The following is a 16,899-nucleotide window of genomic DNA, read 5'->3' on the forward strand; positions in this document are numbered from 1 at the left end:
GACAATGAAACGTTTTGGTTTCGCAAATATCATGTTGATTATTGGGTTGGTTTTTATCTATCTACCGCTGATTATCATGGTGATTTACTCTTTTAATGCCTCAAAGCTGGTAACGGTCTGGGGCGGTTGGTCGACCCAATGGTATAGCAGCTTATGGGATAATACCCAATTAATGGGTTCGGTATTTCGCTCGCTACAAATTGCGTTCTGTACCGCTATTTCTGCGGTTGCGATTGGGACGATGGCCGCCTTTGTATTAACCCGTATTCCACGCTTTCATGGGAAAGGCTTGCTAGGCGGTATGGTCACGGCACCTTTGGTGATGCCAGAGGTGATTACTGGCCTGTCATTACTGCTCTTATTTGTCGCGATGAATAACGTCATTGGTTGGCCAGTTGAACGAGGTATGATGACTATTTGGATTGCACATACTACCTTTACCAGCTCCTATGTGGCTATTTTGGTCTCGTCTCGGTTACGTGAATTAGACATTTCAATGGAAGAAGCGGCCATGGATTTAGGAGCTAAGCCTTGGAAAGTATTTATGCAAATCACCATTCCGATGATCACACCATCACTGGTTGCTGGTGGAATGATGGCTTTTGCACTATCACTGGATGATTTAGTGCTTGCCAGTTTTGTATCTGGCCCAGGTTCTACCACTCTGCCAATGGAAATTTTCTCATCGGTACGCTTAGGCGTAAAACCTGAAATTAACGCCATCGCCAGCCTGATTTTATTGTGCGTCTCTCTGTTTACCTTCACCATGTGGTTTATCATGGCCAGAGCAGAAAAACGCCGTAAGAAAGAAATCTATCAAAGTAAAAAGACCCTTTCTGTAGCATAGCGACCACAAAAAAGCTGTATTGACTCATCTCATCAATACAGCTTCTTTTTTACAACAAGTAAGATCACTCACACCTGTAGATTAAAGTTGAAATTCACCCATACGCTCAGGTTGATAAGTGATTTTCATAATTTTGACGATCAAGCTACCACCGCCTGGCTTTGGCCATTCAATTTCCTCTCCAACCGAAAGACCGAGCAACGCGCTGCCAACAGGCGCAAGCACTGAAATCGTTTTACCATCGCCATCTACGTCTTTTGGATACACTAAAGTGAGTTCAAAATCTTTATTCGTCGACTCGACACGAAACTGAACGGTTGAGTTCATCGTAACAATCGTTGCTGGAATCTCATTGGGCGCAACCACAACCGCACGGCTAAGCTCTTTTTCTAACTCAGCAACGCCTGGAACACTACTTCTCGGTATTGATTCAAGCAAATCATATAACCGATCTAAATCTAATGAAGAAATCATTATCTCAGGTCTAAGTTTCATATTTTTCTCACTGACTTCTTGTTTTTAAATACATCCCAAATTGGTAATTCACAATGAATAACCAAATACAATCCCTCCATCTTAATCCAATTCCTCCAGCATGGATTCAATAGATATCTCATTCTCAACGATTATTTGTAAGACTTTGAAACAAAAGAACTTACCAAGAACATAGCCGCAAAAGGCCGTTAACAATAAAAGCCATTCAATTGCAAATTAACACGACAATTCAACGTCATTTATGTGATGAAAAGAACATTCGTAACCGAAAAGAAAATCGAAATGATCCAACGAAAATTGATTTTGTTACTAGACTTAAAAATAGGAACAAACCTCTTTGCCTATTGTCATAAAGTTTGTTAGCTTCAATAAAAGTGAAGAGCGAAAATGGCTCAATTAATGGCAGCATTAATGACCACATCGCCATTAACCTTTTCACTCAGGGATAGACATCCGAATCGAACTTTTCAAGTTAAAGTTCTTCAACAGAAGGTATTGTGTATGAAAATAAATATCCAAACGCATCATGTTTCTCTCAGCGAAGAATCACGTAAAGAGATTGAAGGAAAATTCGATAAAATATCTTCACATTTCCCCGATTTAATCAGTTGTGACATCATCATCACCAAACAGCACAACGAGCATCAAGTGGAAACCTTCAGCAATTATGAAGGGGTAAGGATCTCAGCAAAAGCAGAAGATAAAATCATGTATCCGGCCATTGCAGCTGCGGTAAAAAAACTGGAAACGGGATTAAAAAACCGCAAAGGACAACTCAAAGCGGAATTGCATGCCACTCCAACGAGCACAAAACCAGAAATTGCTTCCGATATCATTCAAGAAATGAAACTCGTCGATTAATATCGTGTTTTGTCTCACTAAAAAACGAGCCTACTATGGCTCGTTTTTAGTTTCTGATACAGGGTATTTTATGGTGTTATTGGCGAGTCAGAAGCAATTTTAACCCTAATGCAACCATAGCCCCGCCTAACACTCTATCTATCCAATGGCCGCATTGCTTAAATTTCTGATTGATAGTTGGACGAGATAACAACATCACAATAAACGCAAACCAGCCAAACTGCAGCATCATGATCCACACACCATAAATGGCAATTTGTTGAATTGGCATCTCGGCAGATAACACTAAGGTAAATAACGATACAAAATAAATTGGCGCTTTGGGGTTTAAGGCGTTACACAAAAAGCCAATGCCAATCATTTTCTTGGCTGATTTAGTTGTCACCACCGCTGTTGTTACATTGTGTGTGCTACTCGCTTTGGCTTTCAATCCTTGCCAACCCAAATAAATTAAATACCCACCACCGAGTATCTTAATCACCCACAACAAACTGCTGGAGTTTGCGATCACCGCAGCTAGCCCAAAAGCGGAATATAAGATATGAATCGATAGGCCAAGAGCAATCCCAACGCTGCATAATAGCCCTGCTCGTTTACCATTGGTTAAGGTTTGTTGGGAGACGAGAATAAAGTCCGGCCCCGGTGAAGCGGCAGCCAATAAGTGTATCGAGGTAATTAATAACAAACCATGCCACAATTCCATTTGCTTGTTCTCCTTAACATAATTGCTCACTAAGATAACCACGTATCCAGTGATAAATTGACAAATCAATATGGTGTATCAAAAAGCTTTGATATGAGTATCGTCAGACTAAGACGGTCTAATCAGCTATAAGGTCAGCGTATAAAATGACGGTCCTTCGTCATGAGGTCACTGTCGTGATTATTTCTTCATTAAATCTTTGAGGTTCGCAAACGGATTATGAGTGGCCGCTTTGTGCTCATCTTCTTGTGGCGTGGTGTCACTGCCATATAAGTCATGTTCTAAATATTTAGAATGCTCATGATCGTGGCAATACAGGCATAATAATTCCCAGTTACTGCCATCTTCTGGGTTATTAGTATGGTCATGATCGCGATGATGTACGGTTAATTCCCGCAAATTAGAATACACAAATTCTCGCGCACATTTGCCACACACCCAAGGGTAGAGTTTAAGTGCTTTTTCACGATAGCCGCTTTCTTTGCGCGCATAACTAGCACTAGTGCCATAAAAGTCCGATGCCATAATCTTGCCTATGTTTCTGTGATTGTTTCGTTAACCCAATATACGCTTATTTACACTGTAAAGTGAACCGTTCGCCACTCAATTTATTAATCTGGAATAGTAATAATGCCGAGTTGCTCTAACAACATCTCTTGTTGCCACTGACAAATCATCGCGCCTTGTAAACTCACACGACGAATATCCAAACCATCTAATTCAATGTGTGACAAGTTACAGCTTTTCCAATTCGCTTGAGGCCATTGTTCCTGAGAAAACTCTCCGCGGCTTAGATCCGAACCTTCAAATGAAACCCCATGCAGATTCGCTCCACGCCAACGATTCTCGTATAAATCACATTTTTCCAATTTTTGATTTTCCAAATTCGCATAAGATAAATCGCACTGCGTCATATACAGAGAACAAAAATAGGTATTATGAGTAATGTAATTGGCAAATAAGGTACGTACAAAGCTCGCCCCTTTTAACATACAATGACGAAACTCGGCACCAAAAGCGCTCGCCCCATCAAAATTCGCCATACTCAAATTACATTGCTTAAAACTGGCATCATTAAGTTTGGCATAAGCAAAGTTACACCCAAGCACATCACCAGACTCAATAAAAACACAATCAATAAATTGCGCATCGCTTAGATCGCTGCGAGAAAAATCACATTGATAAAAGTGACAATGTTGAAAAACCTGTCCACTCAAAGCTTGGTTTGAGAAATCGTGATGCTGGTAATGTTGATGAGTCTGTTGTGTCATAGCTCGTTGCTCGTTGCTCGTTGCTCGTTGCTCGTTGCTCGTTGCTCGAGAAAATGTCTGAAAGGAAAATAATGGCAACAAAAAAGCCGCAACAAGTGCGGCTTTTTCTTAATTCGGTATCAGTACTTAATTATAGTACTTCAACGTTTGCAGCTTGAGGGCCTTTTTGACCTTGCTCAACTTCAAACGCTACTTTTTGGCCTTCAGCTAGAGTGCGGAAACCTTCACCTGTGATAGCACGGAAGTGAACAAATACGTCTGCGCCGCCATTCTCTTGAGTGATGAAACCGAAACCTTTCTCTTCGTTAAACCACTTAACTGTACCAGTTGTCTTAGACATGGGTAAATCCTATAAATATTTTTTACTAATCAATTACGCTTGTTGCGTGTTATAGCCGGGAATAGAGTTACTTAAGTGAGGGTACTTCTAAAGGAAACACTTCATGACACAGACTGGTATATGGTATAGCAGGTGTTGCGAAGACTTTTAAAGCAAATTTCAAATAAATAGGTCCGTTTCAGGCCGTGTTTAAAGATACGCGGGTTTTTCAGTGTTGTATAGAGATATTTTTAAAAACTTGATCTAAGTGGCTTTAATTTATTTCAATCTCTCTTAACTGGCTATTTTTCTTGACGAAATGGCTTTTTTAGATACAAAAAGCCCCCACATTGCACCTGTGAGGGCTTAAAAGTTAGTAGCGATAATGTCGATTAATCGAGTTCAGTTAATTGACGTTGGTATTTTTGGTATTGCTTAGAGACTTCTTCATTGGCTCCGCCAGTGGCAATACTCACAATCACAATCGCCAATGTTGAGAAAATCACCCCAGGGACAATTTCATACACATCGAACCAGCCACCGGTAAGTTGCTTCCAAATTACAATAGTGACACCACCCACCACAATACCAGCTAATGCGCCATTGCGGTTCATTTTAGACCAGTACAAGCTCAACACGATAGCTGGGCCAAATGCCGCACCAAACCCCGCCCAAGCGTAAGACACTAACCCCAGTACTGAGCTTTCTGGGTTCATCGCCAATATCAAGGCCAGCACCGAAACACCAATCACCGCAATACGACCCACCACAACCACTTGCTCAGGTGTCGCATCTTTCTTAAAGACTTGCTTATAAAAATCCTCTGCCAACGCCGATGAGGACACTAACAACTGAGAATCGGCAGTACTCATGATAGCAGCCAAAATTGCCGCCAATAAGATGCCCGCCATCACCGGATGGAAAATCGCATTCACGAGAATCATGAATATTTTTTCACCATCTTCAATGTGTAAGGTTGGGTGGCTGTTCACATAAATTAAACCAACTAGCCCAACCATGATGGCTCCTGCCATAGATAAGGCGGTCCAAACCACGGCAATGCGACGTGCGGTAGTTAAATCTTTATTACTACGTGTCGCTTTAAAACGCGCCAATATGTGCGGCTGACCAAAATAACCTAACCCCCAAGCAACTAAAGAAATGATCGCAATCGCGGTAAGAGGCTCACCACTAGCAGAGGTCCAAATATTCAATAACTCAGGGTTAATGTTAGTCAGATCGACGTCAACTTGCGTAAAGCCTCCACTCATTGCTGCGATTGGGACAATCAACAGCGCTGCCGACATCAATAAACCTTGTACTAAATCGGTCCAAGCTACAGCAAGAAAGCCTCCAAACAAGGTATAAGAAATGACACACACCGCTCCTAATACCACGGCAAACTTATAATCAAGACCAAAAACCGTTTCAAACAACTTACCGCCAGCGACTAGACCTGAACTGGTGTAAAACAGGAAGAAAAGCAAAATAAAAAATGCTGAAATCGTTTGAATCAATTTCGAGTTATCTAAAAAGCGACGTGATAAGAAATCAGGAATGGTGATGGCATCGGTCGTAATACTGTAGGTGCGTAAGCGTTTTGCGCTCACCAACCAGTTCAACCAAGTTCCAACCAGTAAGCCGCCACAAATCCAAGTGGCCTCTAAACCTGCTGCATAAGCATACCCCGGTACGCCCAATAATAACCAACCACTCATATCCGAAGCCCCTGCGGAAAGTGCTGCCGGCCAAGGCCCCAAGGTTCGTCCACCTAAAAAGTAATCGGTAGAGCTCGATGTGCGCTTATAAGCAACGTAGCCGATGGCTAACATCAGGACTAAATAAGCAATAAATGTGCTGGTAATAGCAAAGCTATTCTCAATCATAGTATACCCTTTTAATTTATCGCCCCCCTTTTCCTGAGGGGCTTGTTATACAAGGATTGCTACCAAAAGGTAACAATACCAAGTGTAATATCTTATCAATTATTTAATGTTGGTTTCCTAATTCTAACAAAGTTGCATTCCCTCCGACGGCGGTAATATTAATGGTACGCGTACGCTCGGTAATAAAACGCAACACCAAATGAGGATCATGAGCTTGCAGTAATGTGTTTTCTTCTTGGTGGGCATTCCAACGTTCAGCCACCAGAGGAACAATGACTCCTTGCTTTTGGGACAATAAACGGTTCAGTGCTAACTCAGTCTCATCACTGCCAATAAAAGCTAACACTCTGATATCCGATGCCGCTACCGCCTGATAAGAATCATAAGCCACAATATGAACTAAGTGTGCCGGCAACGCAGTTGTGACCACGCTTTCTATACATTGATTTAATGCCATATCATCACAGCACATAATCACCGCATTCCCAGCAATTAATGCCGCCGTTAACTGGGCAAACACGGCTTGCCACGGAGCCTCAGGTTCAACCACCAAGGCACACACACCGCGCCCTGCGGTATACAACTCATTAGTTTCACCGGTCGGCCCTGGCATCAACTTAGGGTGTGCCAATAACGCATCAGCCTGTTGTAAATGATAGTTGATCACCGACGCTAACTCGGCGTGATCTTTTTCTAAGTTACGAAATACCGATAGTAAACACTCACTTTTGAATGTGTAATCGGTTAAATTCCACTGTTCCCAGGCCGTTTGAGCATCAAACATCGTCACTTCTGAAAAACGAGTAATAGGTTGCATGATAGTCTCCTTACGCTGATTGATTGACAGTGGTGATGTCCACTTGAGAAAAACGATACAAATAGTGTGGCCCACCTGCTTTTGGCCCTGTACCAGATAAACCTTGGCCACCAAATGGCTGTACCCCAACCGCAGCACCTACTTGATCGCGGTTTATATAACAGTTCCCCACTCGCGCTTGTTTTTCTATCCAACGGTAGGTAGTTTCATTGCGGCTATGAATCCCCATGGTGAGCCCAAAGCCAGTACGATTAATATCCTTCACCACTTGAGCAAGCTGCTCGGCTTTAAAGCGAATAATATGCAGAATTGGTCCGAATTTCTCTTCTTCGAGCACATGGATATTTTCGATTTCAAATGCGGTTGGAGCAACAAAATCCCCATCTTGACAGCGTTCATCTAAAGTCACTTCAGCCACCAAGCGCTGAGTTTGTTTCATGTGTTCAATATGCGACACCAGTTTGGCCTTCGCCGCCGCATCGATCACTGGTCCAACATCGGTTTGATGCAAATAAGGCAACCCCACTGCAAGCTGCTGCATGCCGCCTTTGATTAATTCGATGATTCTCTCCGCAATATCTTCTTGTACGTATAACACTCGTAACGCTGAACAACGCTGACCGGCAGAGGCAAATGCTGAGCGCATGACATCACGCACCACTTGCTCTGGGAGCGCGGTACTGTCGACGATCATCGCATTCTGACCACCCGTTTCAGCGATAAATGGCACCGGTTTGGCCTCACGTCCTGCTAAAGTGGCATTAATGCGTTGTGCTGTCGGGGTCGAGCCAGTAAACGCCACTCCCGCAATTGCAGGATGGGAGGTTAACGCTTGCCCTATCTCTGCGCCATTACCCGGTAGCAACTGAATCGAGCCTGCTGGAAAGCCTGCCTCTAGCATCAGCTCAACAGCACGTGCGGCAATCAAACTGGTTTGTTCAGCGGGCTTGGCAATGACAGTATTACCACTGACTAACGCTGCGGTGATCTGACCTAAGAAAATCGCTAACGGGAAGTTCCATGGACTAATACACACGAAGACGCCGCATCCTTCACGCGTTATGGTGCGTTCAACACCATCGAAACCAACTTGTTGGCTCGGTGCAAAGATGGTTGGTTGTTTGGCATAGTATCGACAAAAATCGACTGCTTCTCGAACTTCATCAATACTATCGTGAATCGTCTTGCCAGCTTCTTTGTGGCACAGCGCCACCAATTCTGGCAAATGATCTTCCAACAGATCCGCTAATCGCTCTAATTTCTCACAGCGCGACTCGTAGCCAAGCTTGTTCCACTCATGGAAGCATGATTGAGCTACCTCAATTGCCTTGGAAACATGATCAAGGGTTGAAAACACCACAGATCCCACTTGGATCTTTCTATCATAAGGTGCTGTAACCATTTGGATCGTGTTTACGGACGCATTCTCTTCCTTGATCATGCTTTCATAAGTACGATCACCTGCAATAATAGGCCCCGCTTGCCAAGTCTGTTGTAACCAATGTTCCACTTGTTGTTCAAATGGAGTGACTTCACTTTGGATGTCAATATTGACCCCATAAGCATTTTTGCGATCTGGGAAAATCGCAGGAGGCAAAGGAATCGCAGTATTAGCATAATTTTCATGCGCCATCAGCGTATCAACAGGATGCTGATTTAACGTTTCAATCGGACAACGGGCATCCACTAAACGGTGCACAAACGAGCTGTTAGCGCCATTTTCTAATAAACGACGGACTAGGTATGGTAAGAGGTCTTTATGGCTGCCTACCGGAGCATATATTCGCACAGATTGTCCAAATGCTTTCATCGCATGCTCATAGAGAGAATCTCCCATGCCATGTAAACGCTGGAACTCAAAATCTTTATGTGTTGCCATCGTGGCAATCGCGGTCACTGTATGCGCGTTATGGCTGGCAAACTGCGGGAAAATATGACCACGTACATGCTCACTTAATAAAAAGCGAGCACAGGCTAAATAAGAGACATCAGTCGCTTCTTTGCGGGTATATACCGGGTAATTATTATAGCCAGCTTGCTGTGACCATTTGATCTCGCTATCCCAATACGCCCCTTTCACTAAACGTAAAGGGATCATATCGCCTTGTTGTTTTGCTAACGCATTTAACCAAACTAAGGTTGGAAGTGCTCGTTTTGAATAAGCTTGAATCACTAGGCCAAACTTACCCCACCCTTTTGCCGCTTCGCTACAGTAGAGTTTTTCAAACAGCTCCAAAGACATTTCCAAACGGTCAGCTTCTTCCGCATCAATGGTTAATGCCACACCAAGTTGACGTGCTTGGACAATCAATTGCTCAACGGTTGCATACAGCTCGGTCATAACACGCTGTTTATTCGCCACTTCATAACGAGGATGTAATGCTGATAGTTTGATGGAAACAGAAGGCGCTGGGCTAATAGCGTGATCAAACTTATCATTACCAACGGCCGTGATCGCCATTAAATAATCATTAAAATACTTTTGTGCATCTTGCGCCGTTAATGCTGCTTCACCCAACATATCATAGGAATAGGTGTAGCCTTTTTCTCGCATCGCTTTACCATTTTTTTGTGCTTCGGCAATCGAACGCCCAAGGACAAACTGGTATCCCATGATCTTCATCGCTTGGTGCATGGCTTTACGAATCACAGGCTCAGACATTTTATTGACTAAACGATTTAAGCCTTGAGCTGGACTTTGTGCTTGTGATTCATTTAAACCAATCACTTTACCAGTCAGCATCAAGCCCCAAGTAGACGCGTTCACAAAAACCGAATCGGAATTTTTTAAATGGGATTTCCAATCCGCCACACTCAATTTGTCTCGAATCAAAGCATCAGCGGTGGCGGCATCAGGAATACGCATTAACGCTTCAGCTAAGCACATGAGTAAGATACCTTCATGAGTGTCTAAACTGTACTCCAGCAATAAGGCATCGATCATCTGGACTGACTTCTTGTCTGCACGAATGGCTTTAATCAGATCAGTAGTTTGATTTTCTATCGCTAACTTTTCTTGCTCACTCGGCATCGCTAACGGTAAGAGCTGTTTGAGCCAAGTCGATTCATCAACCATATAAAGTGGAGAAATATGAGACCAAAGAGTCTCTAAAGGTTGCTGATGAAATTCCGTTTTTAGTACATCGCTTGCTGTAAACATGTATTTTCCTCATACAAATCGGAATAAATGAAATACGTCACTCTGAAGTGTAGAGGTAATAGCTCGATTATTATTTGTATAAAACTACGATTTAGTTGTTAAAAGCTCTGTTATATAACAAATCACCAACATGATCACATAATTTTACTTACAGTTAATGGTTTTTTCGAAATTGAGAAGGAGGAACACCCACAATTCGAGTAAAACTATGAGTAAATACGCTTTGATCTGAAAAACCGGTCACTTCGGCAATATGCCCTATGTTGTAATGACCTTCTTTAATCAAACGCTTGGCTTCTTCAATACGTTTTAACAACACATATTGGTGTGGCGTCATACCAACTTGAGCTTTAAACAATAAATGGAACTGGCTTTCACCGAGGAAGGAACTCGCAGATAAATCTGCAACTTTAATTTTAGAGGCGAGATGTTGCTGGATGTAGCGGTCAATTAGCGCCATATTAAGGCGATGACCTTTTTTATAGCGTTCAAACTTTTTAATATGACGATGCAAGAGCGCAATGATAGTGTCTTGGCATGCACGGCATAATAATAAGTCATCAGGGCTGGATTTGATTTCCTGAACCAGCATTTGAATCAATTGTTGAATTTGAAAATCCAGTTGGAAATAAACTTCTTCAGACAATAAATCAGCCAATAAGTGAGAGACTTGAGAGTCGGCATCGGTAATATCCAAAAAATTCAAAACCAGAATATCCGATAAACCTATCCCACCAAAGCGATGCTCCGATGATGCCCGCACAATGCAACCTTGCCCCGGGCCAATTAAATTCACCTCTCCTTCCACATCAAATTCCGCTCGCCCCGATAACCCAATCACGATCTGAGTGTAATCATGTTGATGATGATCCATGAAGCTCGGTAAGGTTATCACCTGTGCCGGTTTTGGTGGTTGTGGATGTACTTCATCATAACTCGCCAATTGGCTATCCTTTCACATTGGTCAGCGTCAAAATAAGATCATATTCTTGATCATTGTTCCGAAACGATGATCAAGAACTTGTAAACTACGGCTTTCGTCTCTTCAATTATGGAGCTAAGCGAGAGATATCCCAACTCTCTCCATCATCTTTACTATAGACGAAACGATCATGTAAGCGATGTTTTCCTCCTTGCCAAAATTCTATCGTCTCCACTTTCACTCGGTAGCCACCCCAAAAAGTCGGTACTGGAATTTTCCCTTCCGCAAATTTTGCTTTTAATTCCATGTACTTTCCTTCCAATACACTGCGAGCTGAAATGCGGCTACTTTGCTTACTTGCCCAAGCAGCAAGTTGGCTTTCTTTTGGGCGCGAGGTGAAGTATTTCATATTCTCCATCGCAGATAACTTTTCGACATGTCCGGTAATATGAACTTGTCTTTCCATTGAATGCCATGGGAAATGCAAACTGATTTTATTATTGTGCTGCAAATGCTGAGCCTTACGACTTCCCAAATTGGTATAAAAAACAAAGCCGTCATTATCAACATTTTTCAATAACACAATACGCTGAAAAGGTTGACCATGCTCATCCACTGTTGCTACGGTCATTGCCGTCGGGTCCGTTAACCCCGCTTGAATCGCTTGTTCCAACCATACATTAAATTGGTCGACAGGGTTGGCTGCCAAGTCTGAACGCGTTAATGCATCCATCGCGTACTCGCGACGCATATCAGAAAGTTTCATGTTTTTTCCCTAACTAAATTTTTTATTATTTTGCGCTTATCAACTATGAACTGCAAGAAACAAACGGCAGGTAGAATAAGTGCCACATCAAACTAATTCTCTATAAAACAAATACTGTATTTAAAAAACGGCCTATTAAACTGAATCAATATAAAACACGTCTCTTTTATCACTAAAAGCATTCTCAACAAAAGCATGCTCAATAAAAACATGTTCAATAAAGGCCTACTCAAAACAGTCATCTTCAATAGAGTAATGAACACTCACATAAATAGCGTATTTTTATAATTTACAGTGTAAATCTAGAATCCACCGGTCCTTCAATTTACACTGTAAATTGCACTAGCCAATCTTTTAAAGTTTGTTCAATCTGTTTGCGCCCCGTCAATTGATGCTTATGCGCCACCTCTTGCCAAGTTTGAACTAGCAGGACTTTATCAATAACTACCCTTAATTCAGGTGAGAGTGTCATCCTACCTAGTGTCAGATCCTTACTAGAGGATTGCTGCAAATATTGAAATACAAACTGTTGGAACGTCACCAATGCTGTTTCAAAACTGTTTCCCCCGTGCGCATAATGACACAACACTCGAGGAAGACTCACTACCTTTGCAGTGCTAGAAGCAAACAGTAAATGCGCTAACGTGTCGGCTTGAATCTGCTGATATAAAAAAGGTAACGCAATTTGAAATTGTTGAGCCCAGTGATGATGAGCGCGCTCAACCCAATACTGAGCAGACTCAGATAATGGCTGCACCATAAATGCAGAATAGCAACCACTGGACTGATCACGACGAGTCCCCAACGATACTAAATGAAATTGTGACTGCCAAAAACCAATCAACTCTGCGGTCGCGCCAAAGCTGACAGAGATAAAATCGAACTCGTTTCTGACGCAGTCTGCCAATTCCTCTAATGCCTTTACACCAATACCATGACGATGCAAACTCGGGTGGACCGCAATTCTCATCACGCGAATAGAGGCTTGTAATGCGGGCTCATCTATCGCGAGATGATTGGCTAAATAAGCCGCCGCTAAATGTCCCTTAGGTCGACGTTTGCCCTTTTGAATATCACTAATCAGTGGAAGCGATAACTGCCCTTCTCTGCACGTGAGTATACAGCCAAGTATCTTAAGATGATGAGGCTGTGACCCTGAATGAATTATCGCAAACACCTCAATTTCATCCGTTGCTAATACTTGCAATAAATCATTAGGAGAAGTTTGGTAATGCGCCAGTACCAAAGTACCAAACAATTCAGTAAACAATTTAGGATCGTCCACTAATTGAGATTTCGCTATTCGCTGCAATCTAACATTGTCAGTTAACGTGGGCAGTTGTGCTGTTAACTCTCCATCAGACCAAGGAGCTTGAGCATGGGCATCAGCATCCAGCAAAAAACTCGCAAAACACCAGGCTTCTAACGGATCAAATTCAGCCCAACGAATGGGTTGCGTGAGGGATTGTAATTTCCAGCCAGGGCGATGTGCATCCAACCAAGGCAGAAATTTAAGCGTAAAACCACGACCACAACCTTCATAGCCATGTATTGTCGAACTTAATACCAGACGATGATAACGCTCGACAAACTGAATGAGCATAGGTAAAGGTAAAGCGGCCGCTTCATCCACTAAAACTAAATCCGCTGGCACTTCAGACAATAATAATTCGTCCGGCGCAATAAAGCGTAATTGAGAACCGTTGGATAAGGTCCAATGATTGGCCTGCTGAGAAAGCCAAGTTATTTCTGAATCCCCTTCCCCAGCTTGCGCTAAAAAGGTAAATAAGGGCGATAAAGACTTAACCGAAGGCGCGGTAACAATAATGGATATGCGTCGTTCAACCATCAACTTGGCAGCAGCAATACCTAAACTGGAAGTTTTACCACGTCCGCGATTAGCATTAATCACTAAGGGACGACGACGATGCCCAGTCAGCACTTTTTCTATCGCTTGAACGGCTATTTGTTGTTGCGAAAATGAGTGTTGACTCTCTGCTGGTTCTGGCGGTGATACTTGCTGTGAGAATGATGCTTGGGTATCGGCTTGCTCGACAAATGGCTGCAACTCCAAAGCCGGCTCAAGATGAAGCGCTTGAACCGCAGCTTCATCCAACTCAAGTGGCGAGTCCAATGAACGAATTTGAGGCCAGCAATGAACATGGCGCTTTATCCATTGCCCGGCATAATCATTTGCAAGCGCATTAAGATGAATAAAAAATAAAATACTGCCACCACACAAAGCCCCAAGTGCGGCATTAAAACTATTAGCATCAAATCCACAGCTAAAATCAACAATCAATATTTTGATTTCTTGCCCTAACAGTTGTTGGCCTTGTTTATAACCATAATGAACACTAGGCAGCAAAGTCTGTTCCCCACCGAGCCACACTACCTCATTATTTGAAATCTGCTGACAATGAACAAATTCACTTAATAAACGAGTCGATAGCATTGGTTCTAAGGTTAATTCAATGGCATATCGATGGTTCAAATAGCGTAAACGGTTCGCCAAATCATTGAGAGAGTTAAGAGCTAGCATGGTGACCTTTCATTCAGCACGGATTATAAGAAATTATGCCCTTAGCATATCACAGGCATAAAAAAAGCCGCACTATGGCGGCTCTTGAACAGACAAAACAAGTAAGGACGAATTAACTGAGTTTTGACTGGATGTAAGCGAGGATATCATCCATCACGTCATCATCGATTTTCTTTAAGGCAAGTGAAACATTAGCCCCTTTACGGGTATAACTGACACGACCTTTGATTAAATCAATTTTTTCAGCCGAGGCTTCTTTTTTACTTGGCGCTAGCTCTTCAATCCAAGCTTCTAATTGGCTCGAAATCTCTTTGGTTAAGCGTGCTACCCCTTGCGAATTTGAACCTTGCCAAATCTCACCTTGCGCGTGACGGCATTTTTCTAACAACAACGTTTGCGATTTACTTGGCAAAGCAAAATATTGTTTGTGTAATTTAACAATGGTTGGGCGGCCAACATCGCTAACATTAGGGTAAGCTTGCAATAATTCCAACGGTAATGCCGCCGCTTTTAATGCACCGCTTACCAAAGCTTCGCTACACTGGAACATTTGCGCTAACGCTTTTTGATCGGCAGCTTCACCTGAATCTAACTTAGCTTGCATTTCACGGCCTCGCTCATAAAGCGACAACGGTTTATGTGCGTTCGCGACATCTGATAAGAACTTAGCGTGCTGTGTCTCAATGTTATCGGCCACATAAATAAGAAAATCTTTTTGTGCCAAAATACAAGACATACGACGGCGGCTACCGTCTAATACTTCAATTTTCCCTTGAGCATTACGGCGACCAACCGCTGGATATTGCTGTCCTCTTTCTTTTAAAGTAACCAGAATATCAGCTAAAGCATGCTCATTAAGAAACGATTGTTCACGCGAGTTTTCAGCAAATACCACGGTTTGTGTTTCAATCTCTGCGGCAGGAACTGAAACTAATTCAAACGACACTAAATCTTCTCCAGCGATGGCTAATTCAATCACTTGAGCTTTTTCTTTTACTGCCGCTTGCGCTTCAACTGGCGATGTAGCACGACGCTTATTGGCTTTACCAAACAATTTCGCATTTAGATCAGAAGTTTTAATCGCCATTATTTATCTCCTTGGTTCAATGACGCCCAGTGGCTATGCATCACACGCTCTAATTCTAGTGCACTCTTTTGAATCGCATCTTGTGCTGTCGCAAGCGTCTTTTTACCACCTTCAAAATCACTCGCGGTTAAATCAAACACCGTACTATAAGTATCTGCACACGTTTCAAAAGCACGACTACGTGGAATGGTCGCCATCATCACCTGTTCGGCCAACAAATAGTTCATTTCCGTTAATACTGATACTTGTTTCTTATTATCATCTTCAAACATGGTCGGCATTAAACGGACAAACTCCAATCCTTGCCAGTCTTCAGGGAACATTTCATACACTGTTGGTAAATGTTGGAAGAAGTTAACGGTTGAAGCCCAGTCAAGACGCTTTGCAGCACAAGGGATCAACAAAGCATTTGAGGCATACATGGCATTCCAAACTAATGGGTCAACATGAGGGCCGGTATCCATCATTATGATATCGAAATCGTCAGCAATTTTATCAATCAACTTCTCTTTTAATAACTTAACGATATCTAATGATTGGTTTTGTGAAAGATGTTGCCAAGCTTCAGCATTAAACATCGCATCTTCTGGGAATGCCGAGATGGTTTTTAAATTTGGATATTGCGTTGGTAATAGCACATTTTTACGTAAAAAGTCGCTATTCACCTCTACCCCTTCAGGTACGTTATCCAACATAACATCCACAGCAGAGTAGATCTCATCATGATCATCAACACTGATTTGTGGATTCAAAAATAAACGCAGAGAGCCCTGGGGATCTAAGTCAATTAGACAAATACGATAACGTTTGTCCAAGTTCAACGCTAAACAAGCCGCAAGATGAACCGCAGACATCGATTTACCAGTCCCACCTTTTTGGTTTTGTACGTTCACGATCCACGGTTTATTATTAATATTTTTCTTACGCTGATAGAACATATCAACGCCCGCAGCATCCATCAATTGATGAGCTTCACTTAACGTAATCGAGTAATGATTGGCGTTATTTTTAGTAAATTGATGACCTTCTGATTCCATTTTAGCAATAGCTTCATCCAGTTTACGACGGGTTAAACCAGAACGAGTTTCCATCAATGCCTTAGACATAGGAGGAAAGTGTTCATCTTTACGTTCTTCTAGAACGATTTCGATACGGTCAGCCTGAACTTGTTTTGTTTGTTCTGCTAAACGCTCTAAATTTTGAATTGTCTGTTCTCTTTTCAT

Annotated in this window: 15 protein-coding genes; 2 read left to right on the forward strand and 13 right to left on the reverse strand. The window is 42.4% G+C overall.

Features of this window, described 5'->3' with window-relative positions; genetic code table 11:
- The first annotated feature begins 4 nt into the window (after positions 1–4).
- Entirely contained in the window at positions 5–847 is an 843-nt protein-coding gene (locus tag VCA1004_RS15075; protein WP_086981244.1) for an ABC transporter permease subunit, read from the forward strand.
- A gap of 81 nt (positions 848–928) precedes the next feature.
- Here VCA1004_RS15075 and rnk read toward each other — a convergent pair whose 3' ends face one another.
- A complete protein-coding gene (gene rnk / locus VCA1004_RS15080; protein ID WP_086981245.1) occupies positions 929–1,342 on the reverse strand; it encodes a nucleoside diphosphate kinase regulator in 414 nt (137 codons plus the stop codon).
- Positions 1,343–1,843: 501 nt separating this feature from the next.
- Between rnk and hpf the strand changes: the two genes are divergently transcribed.
- Positions 1,844–2,203: a ribosome hibernation-promoting factor, HPF/YfiA family gene (gene hpf / locus VCA1004_RS15085; protein ID WP_086981246.1), complete on the forward strand. Its 360-nt coding sequence runs from the start codon at positions 1,844–1,846 to the stop codon at positions 2,201–2,203.
- A 76-nt stretch (positions 2,204–2,279) separates the two neighbouring features.
- Here the strand turns inward: hpf and VCA1004_RS15090 are convergent, their stop codons facing one another.
- The 12 genes from VCA1004_RS15090 to VCA1004_RS15145 form a co-directional block, all read right to left on the reverse strand.
- Positions 2,280–2,906, reverse strand: a complete 627-nt coding sequence (locus VCA1004_RS15090; protein WP_086981247.1) for a LysE family translocator — start codon at positions 2,904–2,906, stop codon at positions 2,280–2,282.
- Positions 2,907–3,086: 180 nt separating this feature from the next.
- On the reverse strand, positions 3,087–3,431 hold the full coding sequence (locus tag VCA1004_RS15095; protein ID WP_086981248.1) for a YajD family HNH nuclease: 345 nt from the start codon (positions 3,429–3,431) through the stop codon (positions 3,087–3,089).
- 86 nt (positions 3,432–3,517) lie between these two features.
- The gene (locus tag VCA1004_RS15100) at positions 3,518–4,177 is read right to left on the reverse strand and encodes a Qnr family pentapeptide repeat protein (RefSeq protein WP_086981249.1); all 660 of its coding nucleotides are present in this window, start codon (positions 4,175–4,177) and stop codon (positions 3,518–3,520) included.
- A gap of 130 nt (positions 4,178–4,307) precedes the next feature.
- Positions 4,308–4,517: a transcription antiterminator/RNA stability regulator CspE gene (cspE, locus tag VCA1004_RS15105; RefSeq protein WP_017025474.1), complete on the reverse strand. Its 210-nt coding sequence runs from the start codon at positions 4,515–4,517 to the stop codon at positions 4,308–4,310.
- A 371-nt stretch (positions 4,518–4,888) separates the two neighbouring features.
- Positions 4,889–6,382, reverse strand: a complete 1,494-nt coding sequence (gene putP, locus VCA1004_RS15110; RefSeq protein WP_086981250.1) for a sodium/proline symporter PutP — start codon at positions 6,380–6,382, stop codon at positions 4,889–4,891.
- Between the two features lie 103 nt (positions 6,383–6,485).
- The gene (locus tag VCA1004_RS15115) at positions 6,486–7,202 is read right to left on the reverse strand and encodes an aldehyde dehydrogenase family protein (RefSeq protein WP_086981416.1); all 717 of its coding nucleotides are present in this window, start codon (positions 7,200–7,202) and stop codon (positions 6,486–6,488) included.
- A gap of 7 nt (positions 7,203–7,209) precedes the next feature.
- Positions 7,210–10,359, reverse strand: coding sequence for a bifunctional proline dehydrogenase/L-glutamate gamma-semialdehyde dehydrogenase PutA (gene putA, locus VCA1004_RS15120; RefSeq protein WP_086981251.1), 3,150 nt, complete (start codon positions 10,357–10,359; stop codon positions 7,210–7,212).
- 154 nt (positions 10,360–10,513) lie between these two features.
- Positions 10,514–11,302, reverse strand: a complete 789-nt coding sequence (locus VCA1004_RS15125) for a helix-turn-helix transcriptional regulator (RefSeq protein ID WP_232012669.1) — start codon at positions 11,300–11,302, stop codon at positions 10,514–10,516.
- 106 nt (positions 11,303–11,408) lie between these two features.
- The gene (gene pdxH, locus VCA1004_RS15130; protein ID WP_086981252.1) at positions 11,409–12,047 is read right to left on the reverse strand and encodes a pyridoxamine 5'-phosphate oxidase; all 639 of its coding nucleotides are present in this window, start codon (positions 12,045–12,047) and stop codon (positions 11,409–11,411) included.
- 325 nt (positions 12,048–12,372) lie between these two features.
- Positions 12,373–14,589 carry a GNAT family N-acetyltransferase gene (locus VCA1004_RS15135; RefSeq protein ID WP_086981253.1) on the reverse strand — a complete coding sequence of 739 codons (2,217 nt, stop codon included), beginning with the start codon at positions 14,587–14,589 and terminating at the stop codon, positions 12,373–12,375.
- A 112-nt stretch (positions 14,590–14,701) separates the two neighbouring features.
- On the reverse strand, positions 14,702–15,676 hold the full coding sequence (locus VCA1004_RS15140; protein WP_086981254.1) for a ParB/RepB/Spo0J family partition protein: 975 nt from the start codon (positions 15,674–15,676) through the stop codon (positions 14,702–14,704).
- The gene (locus tag VCA1004_RS15145; RefSeq protein WP_086981255.1) at positions 15,676–16,899 is read right to left on the reverse strand and encodes a ParA family protein; all 1,224 of its coding nucleotides are present in this window, start codon (positions 16,897–16,899) and stop codon (positions 15,676–15,678) included. Before VCA1004_RS15145 ends, VCA1004_RS15140 begins: the two co-directional genes overlap by 1 nt.

Source organism: Vibrio aphrogenes, from assembly GCF_002157735.2.
In the GTDB taxonomy this organism is placed as follows: domain Bacteria; phylum Pseudomonadota; class Gammaproteobacteria; order Enterobacterales; family Vibrionaceae; genus Vibrio; species Vibrio aphrogenes.